Source organism: Desulfatiglans anilini DSM 4660, assembly GCF_000422285.1.
Taxonomy (GTDB): domain Bacteria; phylum Desulfobacterota; class DSM-4660; order Desulfatiglandales; family Desulfatiglandaceae; genus Desulfatiglans; species Desulfatiglans anilini.
On the sequence record NZ_AULM01000016.1, the window covers coordinates 1 to 23,732 of the forward strand.

The following is a 23,732-nucleotide window of genomic DNA, read 5'->3' on the forward strand; positions in this document are numbered from 1 at the left end:
AAGAAATCGTCATCGACCGTCCCACCGATATCCAGCAGAATCTGTGTGCCGATAAAGCCTATGATGGCAAACCCGCATTGAAGACCATCGTTGCCCACGGTTATATTCCCCACGTGAAAACACGGGGGGAGGAGCGCCAGGAAAAAAAGCGCAATCCCGCATGGAAAGCCAGAAGATGGGTGGTTGAAGTGAGTCATTCATGGTTCAATCGCTTCCGTAAAATCCTGGTTCGCTATGAGAAGCTCAGCGATACCTATATGGCTTTGCTGCATATGGCTGCTGCTATCATCGCCTACCGAAAAGTGGGCGTTATTTACGGATAAGATCTTAAACACTCAGCAGGTACCGCAGCTCTTCCTGGACATACTGCAGCCTGTCAAGGTCCTCTTCGCCGATCTTCCCTTCCAGTTCTCTGGCCTTGATCCGCTTTTTCAGATCCTTGAGTTCATTTTCGAGATTGATCACCATATTCAAGGTCTGTGAAGCCACATCCGGAACAGCTTCCTCCTCTGGGGCCTCTTCGTAAGCGACCTCCACCGCCTTGAGGATCAGTCGCTCCTTCCATTTTGGAACGTGAACGGAGAAATGCAGTTCCTCGCTTATCTTTTGAGCCAGCGTTTGCGCGGCCTCAGCCTCTCCATGGACCACGAAGACACGGGGGTTGCTTTCGAAATGGCCGGCCCACTCGAGCAGATCAGCCTGGTCGGCATGGGCGGAAAACCCCCCGATGGTGAAGACGCGTGCGCGCACGGCAACATTCTCCCTGAAGATCTTGACCTGCTTGGCACCGTCCACGATCTTCCGCCCGGTGCTTCCCTTGGCCTGGTAGCCGACGATCACCAGACTGGCGCCTTCCCGCCAGAGATTGTGCTTCAGGTGATGCTTGATCCTTCCAGCCGTGCACATCCCGTTTGCGGCGATTACGATAGCGGAGCCGCGCCTTTCGTTGATGGCGATCGAATCCTTCGTCTCCTGGGTGAAATGCAGGTTGGGCATATTGAAAGGATCATACCCTTCAGAGACGATAGCGCGTGCCTCGGCGTCATAGCATTTCTTGTTTCTGCGAAAGATTTCCGTGGCTTTGATGGCCAGAGGGCTGTCGAGGTAGATGGGAATGTCGGGCAGTTTACCCTCACGTTGAAACTGGCCGAGGACATAGAGGATTTCCTGGGTACGTTCTACGGCGAAGGCGGGAATGATGATCTTTTCGTTGTGGCGGGTGCTGTAACGGATGGCCTCGAGCAGTTCTTCTTCGCTTTCTTCGAAGGAGCGGTGGCGGCGGTTTCCGTAGGTCGATTCGAGGAAAAGATAGTCCGCGTCGAAGATTTCATGGGGATCCTTGACGATCAGCTGATCCTTCTTGCCAAGGTCACCGGAAAAGACGACCTTGACCGTCTTTCCGTTCTCCTCCACCCAGATCTCCAGGATCGAGGAGCCGAGAATATGCCCCGCATTCCTGAGCCGCGCGCGCACACCGGGTTCGATCTCCACCAGCCGGTCCCGTTCGAGCGGATGGAACAGCTTGAGGCTTGCCTCGGCATCGGCCGTCGTGTACAGCGGTTCGATGGGAGGCTGGGACTGCCGCTTGTTCTTGCGGGTCTGCCATTCGGCATCCATCTCCTGGATGTGGGCGGAATCGAGGAGCATGATCTCACAGAGCTCTGCGGTGGGGGGAGAGGTGATGATCCTGCCCTGAAAACCGTCCTTGACCAGCTTGGGGATGCGCCCGCTGTGGTCGATATGGGCGTGCGTCAAAAAGAGCGTGTCGATGCTTTTGGGGTCGAAGGGCCACGGTTGCCAGTTGCGGAGTTCGATCTGCCTTCCACCCTGAAAGAGCCCGCAGTCCACCAGGAATTTCTTTCCCTGGACGGTTTCGACGAGATAATTGCTACCAGTGACCGATCCTGCGCCGCCTAAACACGTTACTCTGATCATGGATGCTCCTTTCTGTAGGGGCCGCGGCCCGGGACCCCTCGGCTTAAAATGGACTCAGGGGATAGCGGAACGTCTGCCCGCGGTAGTTTTTCACCTCGAGCGAATTCGACCCTCTGCTTTCGACATATTGAGGGAGAAGAGGGATTTTGCCGCCGCCCCCCGGCAGGTCTATGGCGAAGTGGGGCAGACACAGGCCGGAGGTGTGCCCCTGTAATTCTCGTATGATTTCGATTCCTTTTTCGATGGGGGTCCAAAAATGAGCAGTCCCTCTGGCTAGATCGGCCTGGAACAGATAATAGGGCCGGACGCGCACCATCAGGAGTTTCTGCATCAGTTCGCGCATGGTGCCGGGGTCGTCGTTGACGCCTCTGAGCAGCACGGTTTGGCAGCCCAACGGGATGCCCGCATCGGCAAGGCGCGCGCAAGCCGCCCCCGCTTCCGGGGTGAGTTCAGCCGGGTGGTTGAAGTGGGTGTTCAGAAACAAGGGATGAAATTGCTTTAGAAGATCGGCCAGGCGTTGGGTGATCCTGTGGGGCAGCGTGCAAGGGACCCTGCTGCCGATGCGGATGATCTCGACATGGCTGATGGCCCTCAGGTCTGAGAGGATTTCCCCCAGCCGTTCGTCTGAAAGGAGGAGGGGATCCCCTCCGGATAGAAGCACGTCGCGGATTTCTTCATGCCGGCGGATGTAGGCCAACCCGGTTTCGATGGTGGCGTCGTTCACCATTGAAGGGCGACCGACCTTCCTTTTGCGATTGCAAAACCGGCAATACATGGCGCAGGAGGCCGAGACCAGGAACAGCACCCGATCAGGGTATCGGTGCGTCAGGCCGGGTACGGGCGAAAACGCCTCTTCTGCCAGGGGATCGTCCAGGCCGTCATCGAGGCGGATCTCGCGGAGGTCCGGTATGCACTGCCGGTAGATAGGATCGTGCTTTTGACGGATCAACCCGAGGTAATACGGATTGATTCGCATGGGGTAACGCTCGGTGACACGGTTGAGTTCATCGGCGTCAAGTCCGAAAAGATCAGCGATCATGCCCGCGCCGGTGACGCTTTCGGCAAGGATCTCCTCCCAGGGCGAGTTTGTCGGCCCTGAATTCATCGATGCAAGGGGAATGTGTCTTCGGAGTTTCATGTCAGGTCCGGACGCGGCTGCGGACAGCCTGGAAAAAGCGCCAGGCGCATCGTTTTTTCAATGGATGCCTTTCGGTTCGGGACGATTTCCGGGAAAGAGCCGGGCCGACAGGATTCTTTCCCCTCGATGGATTTCCCATAGGCGATTCCCGTCGCCCAACCAATACCGCCAAGCCTTTCCAGGGAGGAAGGGCTGGTGCAGGAAGCCTCGGCGCAGCGCAGGGCGCTTCTGTTTTCAGACGGGGAGAAAAGGTTTTCTCCGCCGGCGGGACCCGAGCGGCCGCAGAATCGTCTCAGGGATCGGGGTTACCATAGAATACAGCCCGGTGTATTGCAAGTTCTGCTTTTTGGTTGATGAAAGACGCCGAAAAACATAGCATGGATAGGGTTCGAAGGTGGTTCGCTCATGGGTGTCCGCCCGGAGATGGTCTGCCGGCGCAACCCGTTTTTCAGGCGCCTATCCAGATGTCCAGAGGCTGACTAGCTTGACTCGATGGGCGCCGCTCCGCACCTGCGCTTTTTTCACGCGTTTTTTGCCCGTTGGATGGGTTGTTTTGAGATAGGGAATGCGGCGGCGCGCCGGGGACGTGCGTGCGTGCGGAAGGAAGTCATTGGGGATGGGGAGGTGTCATGGAAAAGCACCACAAATTTTCTATCTGGTATGTCCTCCTGGGCATTTGGGTGGTTCTCCTGCTGCAGCAGTACCTGGTCTCCGTTCTTGCCATCAAGGTCATCCCCTACAGCGAATTCTTGCGCCTGTTGAAAGAAAACAAGGTGACCGAGGTGGCTGTAAAGGCCAACGAGATTCAGGGACGGGCTCTGCTGAACGGAGATGTTCAGAGCAAGGGGGAGCTTTTTCGCACGATTCGCGTAGACCAGGAGCTTTCGGAGCTGTTGGCGCAGTATCATGTCACTTTTAAAGGAGAGGTGGAATCGACCTTTCTGCGGGATTTGATGTCCTGGGTCTTCCCGATCCTGCTGTTCGTGGGCATCTGGTATTTCATGATGCGGCGCATGACGGGCCAGCAGGCAGGCTTTATGACGCTCGGGAAGAACAAAGCCAAGATCTACATGGAGGATGAGCTGAATGTCACGTTCGACGACGTGGCGGGTGTGGACGAGGCCAAACAGGAACTGGTGGAGGTGATAGAATTCCTCAAAGACCCGCACAAGTATACGGAATTAGGTGGTAAACTGCCGAAAGGGGTGCTGCTGGTCGGTCCGCCCGGTACCGGCAAAACCCTGTTGGCCAAGGCCGTGGCCGGGGAAAGCAGGGTGCCCTTTTTCAGTCTGAGCGGGTCTGAGTTCGTTGAGATGTTTGTCGGGCTCGGGGCCGCCCGGGTGCGGGATTTGTTTGTCCAAGCGAAGGAGAAAGCCCCGTGCATCATCTTCATCGACGAGCTGGATGCCCTCGGAAAGGCCCGCGGGTTCGGGGCCGTTGGCGGCCATGACGAACGGGAGCAGACCCTCAACCAGCTCCTGGTCGAGATGGACGGCTTCGATCCGAAGGTGGGCGTTATCCTGATGGCGGCGACCAACCGGCCTGAGATCCTGGATCCCGCGCTGCTGCGTCCGGGGCGTTTCGATCGACAGATCCTGGTGGACCGCCCGGACAAGAAAGGGCGCGAGGATATCCTGAAGGTTCACCTCAAAGGGATCAAGGCCAGCGAAGATCTCGATGTCGAACGGCTGGCGGCCATGACGCCGGGAATGGTCGGGGCGGACCTGGCCAATCTCGTCAATGAGGCCGCGATCCTTGCTGTCAGGCGCAAAAAGAAGCAGGTCGACATGTCGGATTTCGAAGAGGCGGTGGAACGGGTCATGGCCGGCCTCGAAAAGAAAAATAGGCTGATCAACAAAAGTGAACGGGAGATTGTGGCCTACCACGAACTGGGCCATGCCACGGTTGCTTTATCGCTGCCGGGGACGGACCCCGTGCAGAAGATATCGATTATACCGAGGGGCATCGCGGCGCTTGGCTACACCATGCAGGTCCCGACCGAAGACCGTTTTTTGATGAAGCGGACCGAACTTCTGAACAAAATCGCCGTGCTCCTGGGAGGGCGGGCTGCCGAAGAGATCGTATTCGGTGATATTTCGACCGGCGCCCACAATGATCTTTCGAAGGCCTCCGATATCGCCCGAAGCATGGTCAAGGAATACGGCATGAGTGCCAAGGTTGGACAGGTCTACCTGGCGGGTGAAAAACGGCCCCTTTACCTGGAAACCGGCTTCCGGGGGCAGGACGAATACAGCGAGGCGACGGCGCAGTTGATCGACGCCGAGGTGCGGGAGATCGTGGAGCAGCAGTATCTTAAGGCTTTGGAAATCCTCAAAAAATGGCGACCTGTGCTGGATCGGGCCGCCAAGTTGCTGTTGGAAAAAGAGAAGATCGACGGAGAGACGCTTAAAAGTCTCATGGACGAAGCGGGTGCGTGAGGCGGCATCCGATCGATGCCTCGGGCATCTCCTAAGGTTTGGAAGCCGGGGGATCGAGGCTGCGGTCTCCGATGGCTAACGGCTCAGTGCCCTTGCGAGGTCTTGGCCTGCCTCCCGCGCTGCCGAAAGGTATTCAGGGTGTTGAAGAACGTCGCCCTCGAAGTCCAAGCCCCTGAACAAGACCGTCCGATAGAGCTCCATGTCCAGGACATCGAAAAAATATTTCACTGTCAGCAAGGGGCCGTCGAAAAGTTTTTTCCCCTGCGTTGCGCCTACAGAGATGAACAGGCCTTTGCGCTTGGCGGTCCACCGGCCCGGAGACACCTTGTCGATCCAATATTTTTTGACCCAGAGCGATTGGCAGCGGTCAATGAGGCATTTGGCGAGGGCGCTCACGCTGTAGAAGAATATAGGCGAGGCGAGCATGAGACCTTGGCTTTCCAGCATCTTGTCGTAGAGGGCTTGAAAATCGTCTTGAATGACGCAGCGCCCGTCTTTCTTGCAGCCGTAAATCTCAAGGCAGGGTGATATCTTGCAATCCCTGAGAATGACCTTTTCAACCTCGGCGCCGTTCGAGAGCGCCCCTTCCACCGCTTGGTCGAGGAGGGTGGAGGTGTTTCCTTTTCTTCTGGGGCTTCCGTAAATGGCCAGAATTTTTGCCATGGCAGGCACCTCATTTTTGTGTGGTGTTCCGGTCTGTCTGCTGTGTGAAACGGTGTGAAAAAAAGACTAACAGCAGGCTGCGGTTCGCAGCCGTCTAAGCCCCTCTTTTAATGGGGTGTCGGGAAAAGATCAAGGCAATTCATGTCTGGTGGTGGCGTGCGATGCAGGATCACGGACTGTGAGCGGGTACGGATCCGTGTTCGACCGTGGGAGACGGCATGACGAGAAGTGACGGTCAGGAGCTGGGCTATGAGGCGCGGGAGTCTGCCGGGGGGGAATGGACGTTTGCCCTGACGGGCCGGATCGATGCCGGCAGTGCCGGCCGCCTCCTTTCCGAGATCGATCATTTGCTGAGGGAAAAGAAGCCCCTGCGTGTCACTTTGGATCTAAGCGGCGTTCAGTATATGGATGATTTCGGCGTTTTGCTGCTGCTTGAGCTGAAGCGCCATGGTCCAACAGGTGAGGGCGCTTTTCGCATCCTAAACCCTGGCCCGAAGATTCAAGAAATCCTCGATATGATGGATTTCGAGGCCCTGGCGGAGGAGCACGCCGCCTTGAAGAAGAAGCGCCCTCCAAACGCCTTGGTGCGTTTGGGGGAGGCGAGTATCCGGCAGTTTTCCGAGGGCCGTTTCGCGCTTTCCTTCCTTGGAGATGTGTGCCTGGCCTTGGGCTATGTCATCCTGCACCCGCGGAGCCTCAGAGGCGAGGACACGATCCAGGCCATGCAGCGGACGGGTGTGGATGCGGTCCCGATTGTCGGTTTGATCAGCCTTCTATTGGGGCTGATCATGGCCTTCATGTCCGCCGTTCAGCTGGAGCAGTTCGGCGCCAATATCTATGTCGCTTCGCTGGTGAGTCTTGCCATGGTGCGCGAACTCGGGCCCATCATGACCGCCATTCTCGTGGCCGGGCGTTCCGGCTCCTCTTACGCGGCAGAGATCGGCACCATGAAGATCTCCGAGGAGGTGGACGCGCTCTACAGCATGGGCTTCAACACGACGCGGTTCCTCGTTGTCCCCAAGATCCTGGCTTCCGTTCTGGTGGTTCCCGTGCTCACCCTGTTTTCAGACCTTTTTGCCATCTTCGGGGGGCTGGTCGTGGGGGTGTCCATGTTGAATCTGACGGCGGGCGCCTACATCGATCAGACCATTCGAACCCTGTCCCTTTTCGATGTCAGTTGGGGGTTTTTCAAGAGCGCGGTCTTCGGCCTTCTGATCGCCTATGTGGGTTGCCTGCGGGGTTTCCAGGTGCGCGGCGGAGCCGCGGCTGTCGGCCAGGCCACCACGTCTGCTGTTGTGAGCGGCATCTTTCTCATCATCTTGTTCGACTCTATCTTTGCTGTGATACTGACCTATTGGGGATAGACATCCATGGCGGCAACCGCGCCTGTCATCCAGGTGAAAAATCTGACGGCCCGTTACGGCGAAGTGACGATCCTGGACAGCGTATCCTTTGAGATACGGGAGGAAGAGATCTTCGTGATTCTTGGGGGCAGCGGGTGTGGAAAGAGCACCCTGCTCAAACATGTCATCGGTCTGATACCTCCCTATTCGGGAGAGGTTCTGATCGAGGGGGAGGATATCGTAAAGTGCAGCGAGGTGCGATTCCGGGAGATTCTCAAGAAATTCGGGGTGCTTTTTCAGAGCGGGGCCCTCTTTGGCTCCATGACGCTGGCCGAGAACATCCTTTTGCCCGTCGAAGCCTATACGGATCTGCCGAAGGGGGCCATGGAGACCCTGGTCCGCATGAAGCTGCGGCTGGTCCATTTGGGGGGCTATGAAAACCACCTGCCTTCCGAGTTGAGCGGCGGGATGAAAAAACGGGCCGGTCTGGCAAGGGCCATGGCCCTGAATCCAAGGATTCTTTTTTTCGATGAACCGTCTGCAGGCCTCGATCCAGTGAGTGCAGCGGAGCTGGACCAATTGATTCTCAAAATCAATCGCAGTCTTGGAACGACCATGGTCATCGTCACCCACGATTTGGCCAGTATTTTCAACGTGGCACAGAGGGTGATCATGCTGGACAAGCGAGCGAAGGGCATTATCGCCGAGGGAGACCCTGTTTATCTTCGGGATCATCACCCCGATCCATTTGTCAGACAGTTCTTCAACCGCGAAGCTGAGGAGTAAAACGGCTGATGGCATCTCAAAAGACCAAATTTACGGTCGGGCTTTTTGTCGCCTCCGGAATTGCGATGGTCATCGTAGCGTTTATCTGGCTGGGCATGAGCCGCGTCTTGGAAAAGGGCCGTCACTATGTAACCTATTTCGATGAATCGGTGCAGGGCCTGGGGCGTGATTCACCGGTCAAATACAGAGGGGTTTCCATCGGGAGGGTGGTCAAGATCGATGTGGCGCCGGATTCGAGGCTGATCGAGGTCCTCATGAACATCGAAACCGGTTTGAGCCTCGATCAGGACATGGTGGCCCAGTTGAATCCTGTGGGAATCACCGGGGCGATGTTTGTCCAGATGGATCGCAAAGATCCGGGGGAGCCGGACTTTTCGCCGCGCATCGATTTTTCTCCGGAATATCCTGTGGTGGCATCCAAACCCTCTGAAATCGGCAAGCTGTTCAGGAGCATTGACGAGATTCTCAGCCAGATGAAAAAATTGGACCTCGAAGCGGTATCGAACCGCATCATCATGACCCTCGATCATGCCAACAAACTGATGACGGATGCGCACATTCAAGAAATTGCCGCGGAGGTCGAATCGTCGCTGAAAGAGGTGAACCGGATGCTCAAAGACGACCGGTTCAAGCGCATCGGTGCTTCCCTCGAACAGTCAGCCGCCGCCTTCGCGACGCTGCTCGATAAGAGCCACACGACGGTTGAACAGATGGGGGCAACCCTTGCCCGTGTGGACCGGATCGTCGAGCACAGTGAAAAGCCGCTCGAGGAGACCGTATTGGAGCTGCGCACTGCGGTCGACCGGGCCAACGAGCTTTTTTCGAAAGGCGTTGTGTTGATGGATGGTGCAGGATCGGGATTCACCTATTTGAAAGGGAGCCTGTTGACCATTGGCCAGAATCTGGAAAACGCCAGCGAAAACCTGAATATCGTCCTTGAAAACCTGGCCAATGAGCCTGCTCGATTTCTGCTGGCCGAGCCCCCGCCGCCGCGGGAATTGGAGCACCAGCCCTGAAGACGGCGCAGTGCTTGTCGGGATCTGGAATTTAAGGAAAGGACAAGGGGGTTCTTACCGGCAGAGAGCCATGAATCCTGCCGGCCGGGGATGGGCGAAGGAAGGGTGTGCAGGCGGCTTTGCCCGTTGATTTTTTTCCATCGCGAGAAAGGGATGTGCTGATGGTGAGATTCGGTTATAGCGCTGTTGCTGTGCTCCTAGGGATCCTTCTCTTTGGTGGATGTCTGAAGCTCCAGCGGCCCGAGAAGCCGGTTCGATTCTACACCTTGGAGTATGCCGAGCCGGAGCTCAGGCTCGATAAGCCGCTTGGCTCCATCCTTCAGGTAAACCGCTTCAGGGTTGCGCCGACGTATAACACGCGGCGGATGATTTACCGGGAAGGCGACTTCCGTCGTGATGCCTATGTTTATAGCCAGTGGCGGGATAATCCAGGGGACATGGTGTCGTACTTCCTTGCCAGGGACTTGCGGGGATCCGGATATTTCAACGCGGTCGTTCCTCACCGCACTCAGGCGGGTGTTACCCATGTCCTGGAAGGCTACGTGGAAGAATTCTTCGAGTGGGACTTCGAGGAGGGATGGGAGGCCGTGTTGACCGTTTCGATTACCCTGACGAAGGCCCTGGAACCGGATGTCAGCCAAAAGGTGGTACGGCAGAAGACCTACCGTGTGAGGGAGCCTTTTCAGGAAAAAACCCCTACGGGTTTAGCGGCCGCCATGAGCCGCGCCATGCGGGCAGTCTCGCGGCAGGTGATCGAAGACGTCTACAACGCGCTTCGTTAGCGATCCCTCTTGGGGAGGGTTTCTTGGCCCTCGAGAAAAGCGATGGCCGGCCCGCAATCCTTTGCGGACCGGCTGCGCGGTGTGCCTGCCGCTTGGCCCAGGCCTTTGTGAGAGGCGCAAGCCTCAGGCGAATAGGGAGGATCTCGCTGCGCTAGAAGGTAAGATCGACCTTGAATGTGAAATGGCTGCTGCCGGATGGATCTTCATCGCCGGCTTCCATCTGCCTGAAGGCGTCAGGTTCGTGTGAGCCCAGGATGGAGAAATTGATCGAGCTGGAATAGCGGTACCGCAGGCCGAAGGTGATGTCGAAGGTGTCCTCCTCCGTGGCCGACAGCCACCCGGGAGCTGTTTCCTGATGGTCGGCCTTGGCAGACATGGCCAATGCCCACCGTGAATCGGGCATCGTCACGAGGGTCTCCAAACCGAAAGACTGCCAAGACCCGTCATTATCCGCAAGAAATGCGTGGCCGCTTACGCGGGTGAACGAGGGTGTGATGGTCAGCCATTCGAACGGAGTGAAATCGGCGAAAAGCCGGAAACCTTGCCTGGGCTCAAAGGATGAAACGGCACTCGATCGTTCCGGATACCAGGAATCAGATCCTCGTGCGCCCGGGGAAAAGGCTCTGTCCCAAGCCGTGATGTGCATGAAGGTGTCCAGACTGAGATTCGCGAAATCCAAAAGGGTCCTGCGATAGCCGAGTTCGAAGGAGGGGGGTGCATCTTCGAAAGGATCGAACATGGGCGCTGCCTCCGGACAAGGCGCCAGAGAAAGTGCAGCGGTTTCCGGCGTCAAGGTCGTTTCGACGTCCTTCAAGCGTTTGGAAGTGATCAGCCTGTTTTTCCAGTAGGCCTTGTTCAGACTCGAGATGGTGACCCCTTGCGATCTGCACGAATGGAGGAACTTTCCGTCTGACAGGTAGATGCCGACATGGTTGATTCTCTTTTTCTTCGGCCCGAAGAACAGCAGATCGCCCAGCTGAAGTTCCTCCCTGGTTGGCCGGACTTCTTTGAGGCCATCGAGCCTGCTTTGCTGGCTCGAGTTATGAGGCAGCTCAATTCCGAAAATGCTTGCATAGACTTTTTTGGTAAGCCCGGAACAGTCCATTCCTTTAAAGCTTTCACCACCCCAACGGTAGGGGATGCCTAGAAATTTCTTCATTTCCCGCTTGATCTTTTCAACAGGCTGTTCAGGGGGTGAGAAGTCGAAGGCGGAGTTGAACTGCTCGATGAAAGAAGGCTTGCTGACAGAGAATGGCCACTCCGTCGCTGCAGCTTCCCGCACGCCGGCCATGAAGAAGACCGCTGCAATGAGCAGGAAAACCACTCTTAAAGAGGAGTGAATGCAGGATGACGTCGGATTCGAGGAATGCGATACCGAAGAAAGTCTCTCTGGCGGCATAAGCTGTATTCTTCCAGGCTTTCTCAGAAATGTCTCCTCAATGCACAGAAATAGCGGAATTTCCTTTTCTAGTCAGCAAGATCGCTCAATGCGGCTCAATCAGGGAGAACCGCTCAAATCGCCGGGTGCCTGTTCAGTAGCAGGCGGGCCCAGGCAGCTTCCAAGAAAACATTACCTCTGGATAGTCGAAAGACGGCGAACCTGTCAAGTCTTTTTGCGCCCCTGCGGCACCCTGTGCGTGAGAGCATAACCGCGGCCCCGGACCCGCAGATGGTTCTCGAAAACGTGAGCCCAGGGGGAAATGGGCCTAGGGCCGCCAGAGGGAAACGGTGGGACTGAGGCCAGGAAGGCGGCGATGAAGCTGTTTTTGTGGGAAAGCTTGACACGCTTGGGAATTCTGTATTTATTGACTTGAAAATTATCTTTTTCGCGCTTGTAAATGCAGGACCGCTTGCGAGGATGCTGCCGTGATTTTTCCCGTTGCCGGAATCGAAGTCGCCCCCTGGATTCCACCCGTGGTGGCGTTTGTCGTGTCGTTTTTCACGTCGATGGGGGGCGTTTCGGGCGCCTTCCTCCTCTTACCGTTCCAAATGTCTTTCCTTGGCTATACGAACCCGTCGGTCAGCGCTACCAATCAATTGTTCAACATCGTGGCGATTCCGAGCGGGGTCTATCGCTACTGCCGGGAAGGCCGGATGGCTTGGCCGCTCACGTGGGTGATCGTCATCGGGACCCTGCCGGGGGTTTTGCTCGGGGCTCTGATCCGGGTGAACTATCTTCCAGATCCCCGGCATTTCAAGCTTTTCGTTGCGGGGGTTCTCTTGTACATCGGGGGCAAGATGGTCCGCGATTTGCTCAAGAGGAGGTCGGAGAAAGGCAACGTTCCTGATAGTGAAAAGGCTTTTCGGGAAAGGGTGCGCCGCTCTCGTTTGATGCCGCGTGTGCAGGAGACCGGTGAAACCTGTGATTCCCCTCTGCTCGCCACGACGCGCTTCGACCTGAAATACGTCGGCTATTCCTTCAACGGGGAAATTTTCGAGATCCCCTTCTGGGGCATCTTCTTCTTGAGCCTTCTTGTAGGGATAGTCGGTGGGGTTTACGGGATCGGTGGCGGTGCGATTATCGCTCCTTTTCTCGTGAGTTTTTTCAGGCTGCCGGTGTATTCCGTAGCGGGTGCGGCTTTGATGGGTACCTTTGTCACGTCGGTGGCGGGCGTCGCGTTTTATCAGGCCATCGCTCCATTTTACCCGGAGAAGTCCATTGCGCCCGACTGGCTTCTGGGGCTTCTTTTCGGATTGGGGGGTATGGCAGGGATGTATCTAGGTGCCCGTTGCCAGAAGTTTGTCCCCGCCAGGCACATCAAGTGGATGCTCGCCGGGGTGATGGCGTTCACTGCGGTGAAATACATTGCCGCTTCATTGGGATAGTGATCAAAAGGCACGACTCGAATAAAACAGATGCACTGAAATCAGAGGGCGGCGATAACAGCCAACACCAGTGCCACGCAAAAACCCAAGGTCAAGAGAGTTGCAGTTCCAAGTGCCGCTCCACCCGCGGCTGCCGTTGATTTGGCATAATCGGTCAGAACGAGGTTTACGACAGTCACTTCACCCTCCGATACTGAAAATTTGTGAACCTGTGATTTCGATTTATCCATTTTTTGCGTTTCATCTATCCATCCAGATACTTTGAGATAATATTCTCCGGGCGGAAGATTGTCGACGCGCCATTCAGCCCCTGCAGCCTGCCGAATAAGCCTGGAATGGGCGTTCTTGGGATTTCCGTCATAAATGGCCATCTCCATTCGGTGATCCGTGAGTTTGCTGTCATTCATCGCACGCTTGGTATCATATGTGGAAACGATCAGTGATCCTGTTGGAGATGGAGATTGAGATGCAAAATGATTCTCCGATATGGTAGAGCAGGCCGAAATAGTTGAAATTAAAAAATACACAATAGCGATAGCAGGACAGCAACGTTTCACAAAAGCTCTCCTTTTCATGAATTTAAAACCATATCTCACGGATGAATTACAATTCAATGATGCAGCGGGTATAAATTTGGCAAGACTGTCAGCCCATGAAAAAACTGCTGTAGTAATACCAAGAGATGACGTGTAGCCAAGAAGCAACGGTCTTTCAATCGAATTTTCGACCGTGGCAGTCGGAGGGCCGTGGAAAAGGGAAGCCGGTCCGTTTTGGGGGTGCCTTTCAATGTCTGGTGCCATTCATGTAAAGGCCGAAGCGAACCTTGCGCTTCCCACCCTTGGACGATCCGATGGGCGGCCTTGCTTCGTTGCCAATCGTAAAAGGGCCGGGGTCGATATCCTGAAGGGTTGCCAGGCTGTAGAAAAAGGTCCAACTGCTGCGTTCTACCTGTCCCAGGTGGCGTAAACGTATACTTGTGCGCGTTTCACCCGCTGGGATTTAGCCTGTTCTGCATAACGACATTTTTCTTTGGCCTGCAGACAATGGCCTTTTCAACATGCCGATAAGCTTGTCCGTTCAAGAGACCGGCCCGGTATATGAGCAGGGTTGGGAGGACGAAACGCCGGGCCCCTTCCACGTGGCCTTTTTCAAAAGCGGCTTTGTCCCGGAAATCGACGAATCGGCACCTTACGATGGATTTTTCTGTTGTGGTTCACGCTTTTTCCTTATCGGTATGCTCCTTTTTCGAGATCAGCCAGTAGGTGATTCCAAGGGAAAGAACGACAATGCCTGTAGCCATGACATGCTGATAGCTCAGTTCGGCAAAATCGAACACGATGACCTTTCTGGAGATGGCCATCAGCGCTGTCGCGACGACGAGCTTCACATGGATGATATCTTCCCTCAGGTAGAGGGTAATGTTGAGAAAGATTTCAATGGCGATGAGGACCGCGAGAAATGCCCCGAAAGTTCCAAGGATATCATTGATTTTTAGGATCCCATAGGGAGGCTCGACAATGTGCCCATAGATCACCCATATGACATCCCCAATGCCCCACAGAATCACGAGCACCATCAGTACAGCCAGGATCCTGACAGCCCCCCGGATAATCTTGTTGAGGAGGTTCATCAACCTGTCATCCGTGGGCACTACGGATAACCCTTCGTATTTTTTACCTTTTACCAAAGGCTTGCCCTCCTCTTACAGCGAATTGCCGGTGGTGTCAGGCGCCCTTTCGGTTATCTTGCACATGGAGGAGGCTTACTTCTTTCGACGTTCCAGCTCGTCCAGCAGATACAGGGCGCAGTAGGCGGCCGTCGGCCCCCCGCCCATAAGAATCGCCACCCCGGCGGCTTCGAGGATTTCTTCCCGGGTGGCTCCCAATTCCAGCGCGCCCTTCACATGCAATCGAAGGCAGGGCTCGCACCGGGTGGCGGCGGATACAGCGATCATCATCAGCTTTTTCGTTTTGGCACTCAGCACCCCGTCTTCGACAGCGGCTTTATGAAGCAGGCCGAAAGGTCCCATAAGAGACGGGCATTCGCGTTGAAGTTCCTGCATGGCGGCTTCGAGTTTTTCGGGCATGACGTGCTCCTTTTCAAAAGGTTCAGTCTCTTGCCGGTCAATGAACCGGCGGGGAGAATCTGCCTCCAATATAGATTGCGGGCGCTATTCCGTCAATCCGAGGCCTCCCTTTTTGATGCTGAATGGCTTCCGCCAGGGAGTCATCGCCCGATTCTCTGATGAAACGAGGCTCTCTTGGCCTGGATTGGTGCCATGGCTGAACAAAAGGCGGTTACCAGGCCGCAGAAGACGATCGGCCGTTCTGCTCCAAGAGACTTCTTGGCTGCGGGGTTGTGGGATTTTCAAGGTTCGAGCGTTTGGGCGTCATGGATCGGCTTGGCTCTGGCGGTCAAGAGGTTTTTTCGCCCCTCGGCCCTGGTCGCAGCAAATGGTTGTATCCTGGCTGAGGGCGGAATTCCGCTTGACAGAAGACAGGCGTTTTGCTACACAGCACAGGCTTAGAACGGCAATACGAAATTGCTGCCCCCATCTGGGCGACCGGAATCTAAAATCTAAGAGTGAAAACCATTAGAAGCCACGAAGGCTGTTTTGGATCGGAATCCAAGGCGCTTTCGTGGCTTTTCTTTTTTTGCAGACGAATGGGGATCTGAAAGGGGTGATGCATCGACCGGAACACGATAGATAATCCAACAATGCAGGAAGGCAGCCCCTGTCCGCCAAGAACCGGGTGGCTGCCTTCCATCGGGTGAAGCCCCGCACTGTGCGAGAGCCTCGGCCATAGTTCTAAACAGAAATCGTTCGGCCGTCAAGAGCGTCTTTCCGCCTGGAAGGGCCTGTCTGTCCTGCGGGGCTTCTCCCTGATCTCAGTCCATATCGCTCATTTTACAGGGAGGATGATGCTATGAGGGCAGGAAGAGGAAGATGGGCCCGTTTGGCGGCCCTCGGGTTGCTCCTGTGCTGGCCGCATGTTTCGGAAGCGGCTGACGTGAAAGAGGAGGAAACAGAGACCCACCACATCGGCGAGATTACGGTCATGGCGCCGCAGCCGGGCGTGGAGATCACCACGGAAAAGACGATCATCCGCATGGATGAATTCAAAAAACCCGGTGAGGTGCGGAGTCTGACCGATGTCCTGAACGAGATCGGCGGCATCGATGTGCAGCGCATCAACCCGCTCCTGGCGAGCCCGGGGGACGAGGTGTCCATCCGGGGGCTGAACGAAGGCCGGATGGTCATAGAGATCGATGGGCGCCGGATCAACCAGACCGGCCACAACGGCCGTTACATCGTCGATTGGTCCACGATCAACATGGACGATGTCGAACGGATCGAGGTCATTCGCGGCGGCCACTCCGTGCTGCATCCCTTCGCTATCGGCGGGGTGATCAACGTCATCACGAAAAAAGGGAAAAAGACCACCAACCTCAAGCCTGATGCGACTGTCGGGGCGGGGATCGGCCGCTACGATACCTCGAACCTGTCGGCGTCGGTCAACGGGGGGGCGGCCGATTGGATCGGCTACAATGTTTCGGCCAGCCGCCAGCAGACCGACGGATATCTGAGAAACAATTTCCAGGACAACCACAGCTACAACGGGCATCTCAGCTTTTACCTGCCGAAGGATGCGACGATCGAACTGGGTGCGAAGTACACGGATGTGAACTACGGGTTTCCGGTGATCAACGATCCATCCCGGCCGGATTACGATCCGGATTACCCCATTTTCATCCCGGCGGATGCAGACAATCTGAGGCATCTCCCCTCCTCGGTCCAATACCCGGGAGACGAAGTCCCCCAATGGACCAAGCACACCACCTACCTGGATGCCATCTTCCGTATGCCGGTGGGTCCGGGGGAATTCAAGTTCCATGCCTTCAGCCAGGAAGGCCGGCGCTGGGTGAGCAGCTATTCGGGGACGAGCTTCACGAACGATGTCCAGGTGAACGATCGCACCGAGGGGTATATCCTCCAGTACGGGGATGTAAAACTGGGCGATCATCACCTGGTGACCGCAGGGTTGGAATACCAGGAACTGGGAAGCCCCCCGGCCAACCCGATCATCTACAAGGTCCAGTCGGCCTATGCGCAGGATGTGATCGGCTTGGGTGAAAAGTGGCGCCTGACCCCCGGGGTTCGCTACTACAAGGTGGACATGGACACCTATTATTCCTGGATGGAACAGGGCGTCGATAAGCCCGTCATGCCGACAGGCGGCAAGCAGCAGACGGAGAGCGGTTTCTATCCTAGCTTGAAGGCGGATTTCCAGGCTGCGCCGGATACGGCCCTTTATGCCGCTGTCAGCCGGTCATACCGCCTCCCGTGCCCGTGAGACTACTACTGGTGGGCGCGGTGCGCCTCACAGGACAACCCGGAGTTGAAACCGGAGTCGGCGTGGGAGTATGAACTGGGTCTCATTCAGGATTTCAAGGCGACGACGCTCAGAGCGGCCGTCTGGTATTACGACATTCAGGACTTCATCAACGACAACGGCATCACGGCTCCGGGAACGGGGCTTGGGAGCGGCTGCCTTTACAACATCGATCACTTCAAGCTCTATGGTGGCGAACTGGAGGCAGCCGTTCGACTCGGTCCCAGACTGAGGGCGACTATGGCCTATGTCTACCAGGAATATGACGTGGAGGAAAACCCGGTCTTCGAGAAGGAATGGACCTATTATTTGCCGGGGCTGCTGCCGAAGCACAAAGTCAAGCTCCTTGCGCGGTACAATGTGTGGGAAGACGGCTGGTTCCAGCTGAGTTCGCGCTATGTCTACAAACGCGAGGCCCAGAAAGGCACGGTCCTGGATGACTACATCACCCTGGACCTGGGATTCGAGCAGACCTTCCGCTTCCAGGGCATAAAGTACACCGCCAGCGTTTTCATGGGCAACGTGACCGGCACGGACTATCAGGAGCAGTCGGGCTATTTCATGCCCAAGTATGTCTGGGGCCTTCAGATCGGGGCGCGGTTCTGATGCCCGCGTCCCTTGATAGCCCAGGCGTAACCGGGGAGTGGAGGGATGCCTCGACGGACGCCTTGCCCGGGGAACGGGGGTCCGGACGGCTCTTTGTGATCAGCACGGGGCCGGCTGGCCCCCGGACCTCCACCCTGCAGGCGCTGGAAGCGCTCGAGCGGGTGCAGGTGCTGGCGGCCCCGGAGCAGCAGGTTCAGCTCTTCGGCGATTACATCGCCGGGAAGCCCGTGCTTTTCGACCCCTGGAAGGGGCTGTTCGACTTCAAGGGGAAGCGGGTCTGGGATCTGGGCGAGGCAGAGCGGGAGCGTTTCCAGGAGGAGCGTTTCCGACTGCGGGATGAGCGGGTCGGACTGATCCGCGAGGTCCTTGCCGCAGGGCAGGATTTCGGCCTCCTGGAAACCGGGAACCCCTGCCTCTTCGGTCCGGGCCACTGGTACAAGGAGCCGTTCGACCCCGATGAGGTGGTCATCATCCCGGGTATGGGCTGCGACGCAGCGGCGATGGCCGCCCTCGGGCAAAGCACGATCCCCGCGCACGACATCCGTTACCTGGTGCAGACCTCACCCTACAGCCTGACGGTCGATGGCCGGCTGGATCGCGCCGCGTTGGAGGATATCGCGCGCCATGCCTGCACGCTGGTCCTCTACATGGCCCTGCGCGACACCGGACACGTGTTTGAGGCTCTGCGGGAGGTTCTGCCGGGAGACACGCCCTGCGCCGTGGTCTACTGGGCGGGCTACCCCGGGCGCCAGCGCGTGCTGCGCGGCCGTCTCGACTGCATGTCCGCCGACCTCTCCGAAGAGGAAGAGGACTTCATGGGCCTTCTGTTTGTCGGCCGGTTCCTGGAGGGCAAACCTTACGAAGCGAGCCTCAATCGACTCGGCCGCACCCGCGGGAGGGTTGCGGGGGCAGGGCCGGCCGATGAATAGGGGCGGGGACGGTCCCGTTGCAGCAGGCGCCTCGGAGCGCAACAGGTATCTCGTCCTGGCGGTTCTGCTGGTGCTGCTGGGAGGGACGGCGGTGCTGGGCATGACCGTCGGGGCCTATGACATCGGACCCGCCGAGGTATTCAGGGTCTTGTTCGACCGGTTCTTCCCGGGGCTGGACGACGGCGGCATCAGCCCGCTGCATTCGACGGTCATTTGGAATCTCCGGCTGCCGCGGGTCTTGCTGAATATCGGAGTCGGGGTGGCCCTGGCCTCGGCCGGGGCGGTCTTTCAGGGGTGTTTCCGGAATCCCCTGGTCGAGCCCTACATCCTGGGGGTCTCCTCCGGGGCCGCCTTCGGCGCAGCGCTGGGGATCCTGTTCCCGCGCTTCGCCCTTTCCATCCAGGGCTTGGCCTTCGTCTTCAGCGCCCTGGCGGTCTGCGGCGCCTATGGCCTGGGACGCGTCCGCAACGAGACCTCCGTGGTTGGCCTGGTGCTGGCCGGGGTGATCATCGGTTCGGTGTTTTCATCCCTGGTGGGGGTGCTCAAGTATATGGCCCATGATGCGGCCCTGCGGGAGATCGTTTTCTGGCTCATGGGAGGCTTCTACTATGCCGGGTGGCGGGATGTGCAGATCGTCGCGCCGGTGGTGCTGGTCAGTTTTGCCGGGATGTGGCTGCATGCCTGGAAGCTGAACGTCCTCTCCATGGGCGACGAGGAGGCCCGCGCCATGGGCGTGCATCCGGAGCGCTGGAAAGGTCTGTTCATCGCCCTGGCCACGCTCGCGACGGCGGTATCCGTCGCATCGGTGGGGGTCATCGCCTGGATTGGCCTCATGATGCCGCATGCCACCCGCCTCATGGTGGGGCCGGACCACCGCTACCTCCTCCCCGCGGCGGCCCTGCTGGGAGCCATTTATCTGGTGGTGTGCGACACCCTGGCGCGGACGCTGACCTCGGCCGAGATCCCGATCGGGATCCTGACGTCGCTGCTTGGGGCGCCTTACCTCTTCTATCTGCTCCGGAGCAAGGGGAAGATGGTTTTTGGTTAGCCTTTCCATCCGGAAATGGTCTTTTTGGCCAATCTCGGCGTCCATCTGCACGTTTGCTTGTGCGGCGACCTAAAGGTCGCCTCCGCACAAGCGCTTGATTGCCTTGATATTGGCCAAACCGGGACCCGCCACGAAGCGGTGGGACTGAGCACCCGAAGGGTGTGGGGGTTGTTCGCCCGAGTTCGTTGTCGATCGGCGGCCTCGCCCCCGGCCTGCTTCGCGGCAAGCCGATGATACACGGGTTCCCTTGCCGCGGGGGCGCAGCGCGGCGAAGCCACTGAATCACGGAGTCTCGGTGCTGGAGCCCTGCCGGGTTGCGGGATATGAGCCACGAGGGCCGACCGTCGAGAACGGGCGGCGTTGCCTAGGCCGCAGAGAGAGGTTGAATGATGCTCAAAGTGGAACAGGTGCATTTTCGATATCATCGTGTGCCGGTCCTGAAGGGGGTCACGCTTCAGGTCGGTCATGGCGAGCTTTGCGGGCTCTTCGGCCCGAACGGCTGCGGCAAGACGACGCTCTTCAAATGCTGCCTCGGTTTTCTGCGGCCCCAGGGCGGGCGGATATGCCTGGCCGGGAGCGATATCAAGGGGCTCAAGGTGCGTGAGATGGCGAAGCTCGCGGCCTACGTGCCTCAGGACCACAAACCCCCGTTCCCCTATCGTGTCCTGGAGGTGGTCCTGATGGGGCGCACCCCGCACCTCGGGGGGATGTTCGGCATCGACCGAGGCAATTATCAGAAGGCCGAGGAGGCCATGGAACTCCTCGAGATCAGCGAATGGGCCGACCAGCCCTACAATGCCCTTTCCGGGGGGCAGAGGCAGCTGGTCCTCATCGCCCGGGCCATTGCGCAGGAGGCCAGGGTGATTTTCCTCGATGAACCGACCTCCGCCCTCGACTTCCACAACCAGGTGAAGATCTGGGGGGTCCTGCGCAGTGTAACGGCCCGCGGCATCACGATCCTGGCCTGCTGCCATGATCCCAACCATGTGTCCTGGTTCTGTGACCGGGTGGTGGTGATGAACCACAGCGGCGTCATCGCCGACGGGCCTCCGGACAGGGCGATGAGCCAAGAGACCCTGGACCGGATTTACGAGGGCACCTGTGCGGTCCACCGTGTCGGGGGCGTACGCATGGTGCTGCCGAGCGGCCTCGCGGGAAGGCAAGGCATGGATCGGGAAGGCCTTTATGACCTGGATGCCGCTTCCCAGGGGATTGATCGGAGGCGGTTGACGCGACGCTCGATCGAGGGGCCCTCCGCGGCCGATCGAAAACATGTTCAGGGGAGTCTGTATCCGGAAATAGTGGCAGGGCGGGGGCGGGTTTCCAATCTATAATGGGGGATCCTCTTCGCAGGCTGTGCCTGCCAGGCCTTCTCGCTGCGAGTGCGGACCTGGCTCCGCCGAGGTTCTTGAAGCTGAGCGTTGATCCTGAAACGGAGCGTCTATGCGGAGGAGGGCCGCAGATCGCTGCATAAACAGGGGTGCAGATCCATGACCGGATGAAGCAGGGAGCTATTCAGAATGAAGAGGAAGGAGAAGACATGAAGGCATCGAGGCTCCAAGTTCTCATAAAATCCGTTCTTGGAAGAGGCGGCCGCCGATTCCCGCGACTCCGGCGGCGGATCGCCAGCCGGGTGCTCTTTACGGCAGCCGTCTGCGCCGTGATGCAGCTGGCCGGCAGCGTTCCGGCGCATGCGGGGCAGGGTGGGCATGGGGTGACGGATCACCGGGGTGTGGCGGTTCATCTCCCGGAGAGGATCGAGCGGGTGGTCACCATCGACGACGGTCTCATCGCCGGTGTCATGACGGTGATCGGCGTGGCGGACAGGATTGTGGGACTGGGGTCGAGTTGCATCCCGAAACACTGGGAATTCGATTATCCTGCAGCCGACGGGGGCTCCTTTCATTTCCGCGGCGGAATGAACCTTCTGACCTGTTTGAACCCCGGCTTTCTGACTCTTCCGCTGGTGGCCCAGAGCGGCACCGGCATCAACTACGAAGCGCTGGCCGCCCTCCGGCCTGATCTCGTCCTGCTGCGGGTGGGAGATTGCACGATTGGAGCGCGCGACGAAAAGGCCGAAAAAACGATCCACATGATCGAGTCCCTGGGCATCCCCCTGATCGTCCTCTTTGCGCCGAACACCTTCGAGCAGCCCGATCTGCGCACGCTTTCGGAAGAGATCCGCATCATAGCCCAAGCATTCGGTAAAGAGCCCGAGGGTGAGCGCCTGGCCGCCGTCCTCGAGCACGAGGTCGAAGCAGTGCGCCGCCGGACGGAAGGGATTCTGGAGACCGGGCGTCCCGGTGTGCTGCTTTTCGGCCTCTCGCCCAAGGCGCGGGATGCCGGCGGGGCCGGCAATGTCCGCGGCCTTGGGACCATCGATTCGCAACTCCTCGAGACCTACGCAGGGGCGAAGAATGCCTTCAGAGAGAAGGGGGCCTGGTATGTCCTCAGCACCGAACAGGTGCTGGCGCTCGACCCTGAGGTGATCGTGCTCATCACCGCCTACGGCTATCATCCGCCGCAGGAACTCTATGATGCCCCGTATTACCGGCATCTGAAGGACTTGAAAGCGGTCCGGAACCGCCGGGTCCTGGCCCTGCCCTGGACCCCGTGCAACTGCGACAAGCGGCTCGAATATCCGATCGACGTCATGGTCATGGCCAAGGCGGCCTATCCCGAGCGGTTCGAGGATGTGGACCTTGCCGAGTGGATTTTGGATTTTTACCAGAGCGTGTACGGGGTGGACCGGGAGACGGCCAAGGCCCTGCGCGCCTGCCAGTGGATGCAATGGACGGAGGAAAGATGAGTTCGAGAAAGCAGGACGCAGCCTATGAGGAACGCCGCGCCTTTTTCGATGAGAGGGCCCCCAGGTGGATGGACACCTTTTACCGGGACCCTGCGACCGGCAGGATGGACCGGCATCGCGATCAATTCGCGCGGCTTTTTCAGGCAATCCCGGTCCGGCGCGGGGATCGCGTATTGGATGTCGGGTGCGGCCCCGGGGTGCTGGTCCCGCATCTGCTCGAGCGGGTGGGAGCCGACGGCCTGGTCTTCGAACTCGACTACGCCCCCCGCATGATCGCGGTCAACCGGGAGCTTCACCCGGACCCGCGGGTGCGGTTCATCGTGGCCGACGTGAAGGACATCCCGCTCGAGGACGCTGCCTGCGATGTCGTCATCTGCTATGCCTGTTTCCCGCATTTCGATGACAAGCCGCTGGCCTTGGCGGCCCTCTCCCGGGTTCTCAAGGAGGGCGGAAGCCTGTCGGTGGCGCACTTTCATTCATCCCGCGAGATCAACGACCACCACCGCAAGGCGGGGACCCCGGTCATGCATGACCAGCTGCCCGAGGCCGGCGCCATGCGAGGCCTCTTCGAGGAGGCCGGGCTCGCGGTCCGCCGCTCGATCGACGAGCCCGGGTTTTACCTGCTCGAGGCCCTCAAGCCCCCCGTTTCCTCTTGATGGATCGATTCCTCCGGCTTTCAGGATCGCAGGGTCGCGCCCCTGCCTTCTTGAACGGAATCGGCTTCTTTGCAATTCCTATCTCCTTTCTTGATAAATTCGCTTCAGGCCGATAGAATTTCGCGAGTGTTCAGCTGATGGGCCCAGTGGAACCCCGGCCAGGGGCATGTCCGAGCGCCGCCCGATCGAACCTCGCTCCGGCCCCGATCGCTGTCCTTCCGAAAAGGGTTTTTTCGGGCGATTGAGCGGGTTATCTGAATCTCCGGCTTCGCGACAGCTCCAAAATCACCTCGGCGCAAGAGCCTGGTCTTCACGGTCTTGCCCAACCGGGCCGCCCTGGAGGGCGGGACCGAACCGATGCAG

20 protein-coding genes are annotated in these 23,732 nt (G+C 58.2%); 13 read left to right on the top strand and 7 right to left on the bottom strand.

Translation table 11 applies throughout. The annotated features are described in order from the left end of the window. Positions 1-323 (top strand): transposase (locus H567_RS0112105; RefSeq protein WP_028321601.1); only part of this gene is annotated, 323 nt, incomplete at its 5' end. Between the two features lie 4 nt (positions 324-327). Here the strand turns inward: H567_RS0112105 and H567_RS0112110 are convergent. After that, complete coding sequence (locus H567_RS0112110) at positions 328-1,935, bottom strand: MBL fold metallo-hydrolase RNA specificity domain-containing protein (RefSeq protein ID WP_051184783.1); 1,608 nt, start codon at positions 1,933-1,935, stop codon at positions 328-330. A gap of 43 nt (positions 1,936-1,978) precedes the next feature. Next, the gene (locus H567_RS0112115) at positions 1,979-3,073 is read right to left on the bottom strand and encodes a KamA family radical SAM protein (protein WP_244155466.1); all 1,095 of its coding nucleotides are present in this window, start codon (positions 3,071-3,073) and stop codon (positions 1,979-1,981) included. Between the two features lie 629 nt (positions 3,074-3,702). On the opposite strand from H567_RS0112115, the gene ftsH reads away from it, so the two are divergent. Continuing rightward, positions 3,703-5,511, top strand: a complete 1,809-nt coding sequence (gene ftsH / locus H567_RS0112120) for an ATP-dependent zinc metalloprotease FtsH (RefSeq protein WP_028321604.1) — start codon at positions 3,703-3,705, stop codon at positions 5,509-5,511. A gap of 75 nt (positions 5,512-5,586) precedes the next feature. Here the strand turns inward: ftsH and H567_RS0112125 are convergent, their stop codons facing one another. Next, complete coding sequence (locus H567_RS0112125) at positions 5,587-6,174, bottom strand: flavodoxin family protein (RefSeq protein ID WP_028321605.1); 588 nt, start codon at positions 6,172-6,174, stop codon at positions 5,587-5,589. 218 nt (positions 6,175-6,392) lie between these two features. On the opposite strand from H567_RS0112125, the gene H567_RS0112130 reads away from it, so the two are divergent. The 4 genes from H567_RS0112130 (at position 6,393) to H567_RS0112145 (ending at position 10,101) form a co-directional block, all read left to right on the top strand. Beyond that, positions 6,393-7,538: an MlaE family lipid ABC transporter permease subunit gene (locus tag H567_RS0112130; protein WP_028321606.1), complete on the top strand. Its 1,146-nt coding sequence runs from the start codon at positions 6,393-6,395 to the stop codon at positions 7,536-7,538. Positions 7,539-7,544: 6 nt separating this feature from the next. After that, on the top strand, positions 7,545-8,303 hold the full coding sequence (locus H567_RS0112135; RefSeq protein WP_028321607.1) for an ABC transporter ATP-binding protein: 759 nt from the start codon (positions 7,545-7,547) through the stop codon (positions 8,301-8,303). An 8-nt stretch (positions 8,304-8,311) separates the two neighbouring features. Then, on the top strand, positions 8,312-9,319 hold the full coding sequence (locus H567_RS0112140; RefSeq protein WP_028321608.1) for an MlaD family protein: 1,008 nt from the start codon (positions 8,312-8,314) through the stop codon (positions 9,317-9,319). A gap of 161 nt (positions 9,320-9,480) precedes the next feature. Beyond that, positions 9,481-10,101, top strand: coding sequence for an ABC-type transport auxiliary lipoprotein family protein (locus tag H567_RS0112145; RefSeq protein ID WP_153306163.1), 621 nt, complete (start codon positions 9,481-9,483; stop codon positions 10,099-10,101). Positions 10,102-10,252: 151 nt separating this feature from the next. On the opposite strand, the gene H567_RS27220 is transcribed toward H567_RS0112145, so the two are convergent. Then, on the bottom strand, positions 10,253-11,392 hold the full coding sequence (locus tag H567_RS27220) for a C40 family peptidase (RefSeq protein WP_051184784.1): 1,140 nt from the start codon (positions 11,390-11,392) through the stop codon (positions 10,253-10,255). 575 nt (positions 11,393-11,967) lie between these two features. Here H567_RS27220 and H567_RS0112155 point away from each other — a divergent pair. Further along, complete coding sequence (locus tag H567_RS0112155) at positions 11,968-12,927, top strand: sulfite exporter TauE/SafE family protein (RefSeq protein ID WP_028321610.1); 960 nt, start codon at positions 11,968-11,970, stop codon at positions 12,925-12,927. 41 nt (positions 12,928-12,968) lie between these two features. On the opposite strand, the gene H567_RS0112160 is transcribed toward H567_RS0112155, so the two are convergent. The 3 genes from H567_RS0112160 to H567_RS0112175 all read right to left on the bottom strand — a co-directional run bounded on the left by H567_RS0112160 (position 12,969) and on the right by H567_RS0112175 (position 15,013). Then, the gene (locus H567_RS0112160; RefSeq protein ID WP_153306164.1) at positions 12,969-13,484 is read right to left on the bottom strand and encodes a hypothetical protein; all 516 of its coding nucleotides are present in this window, start codon (positions 13,482-13,484) and stop codon (positions 12,969-12,971) included. Positions 13,485-14,140: 656 nt separating this feature from the next. Beyond that, a complete protein-coding gene (locus H567_RS24635; RefSeq protein ID WP_035254262.1) occupies positions 14,141-14,614 on the bottom strand; it encodes a phosphate-starvation-inducible PsiE family protein in 474 nt (157 codons plus the stop codon). A gap of 75 nt (positions 14,615-14,689) precedes the next feature. Continuing rightward, the gene (locus H567_RS0112175; RefSeq protein ID WP_028321613.1) at positions 14,690-15,013 is read right to left on the bottom strand and encodes a carboxymuconolactone decarboxylase family protein; all 324 of its coding nucleotides are present in this window, start codon (positions 15,011-15,013) and stop codon (positions 14,690-14,692) included. Between the two features lie 841 nt (positions 15,014-15,854). On the opposite strand from H567_RS0112175, the gene H567_RS29600 reads away from it, so the two are divergent. From H567_RS29600 to H567_RS24650, 6 genes are all read left to right on the top strand, one after another. Continuing rightward, the gene (locus tag H567_RS29600; protein WP_435051120.1) at positions 15,855-17,927 is read left to right on the top strand and encodes a TonB-dependent receptor, PCPU motif-type; all 2,073 of its coding nucleotides are present in this window, start codon (positions 15,855-15,857) and stop codon (positions 17,925-17,927) included. Beyond that, positions 17,927-18,856: an SAM-dependent methyltransferase gene (locus tag H567_RS24640; RefSeq protein ID WP_084517231.1), complete on the top strand. Its 930-nt coding sequence runs from the start codon at positions 17,927-17,929 to the stop codon at positions 18,854-18,856. The genes H567_RS29600 and H567_RS24640 overlap by 1 nt, the downstream gene beginning before the upstream one ends. Then, positions 18,849-19,904, top strand: a complete 1,056-nt coding sequence (locus tag H567_RS0112200; protein ID WP_028321617.1) for a FecCD family ABC transporter permease — start codon at positions 18,849-18,851, stop codon at positions 19,902-19,904. Before H567_RS24640 ends, H567_RS0112200 begins: the two co-directional genes overlap by 8 nt. A 386-nt stretch (positions 19,905-20,290) precedes the next feature. After that, positions 20,291-21,238, top strand: coding sequence for an ABC transporter ATP-binding protein (locus H567_RS24645; RefSeq protein ID WP_244155467.1), 948 nt, complete (start codon positions 20,291-20,293; stop codon positions 21,236-21,238). Between the two features lie 206 nt (positions 21,239-21,444). Further along, positions 21,445-22,713: an ABC transporter substrate-binding protein gene (locus H567_RS0112210; protein ID WP_208598373.1), complete on the top strand. Its 1,269-nt coding sequence runs from the start codon at positions 21,445-21,447 to the stop codon at positions 22,711-22,713. Next, positions 22,710-23,369 carry a class I SAM-dependent methyltransferase gene (locus H567_RS24650; protein ID WP_051184786.1) on the top strand — a complete coding sequence of 220 codons (660 nt, stop codon included), beginning with the start codon at positions 22,710-22,712 and terminating at the stop codon, positions 23,367-23,369. Before H567_RS0112210 ends, H567_RS24650 begins: the two co-directional genes overlap by 4 nt. Positions 23,370-23,732: the final 363 nt, after the last annotated feature.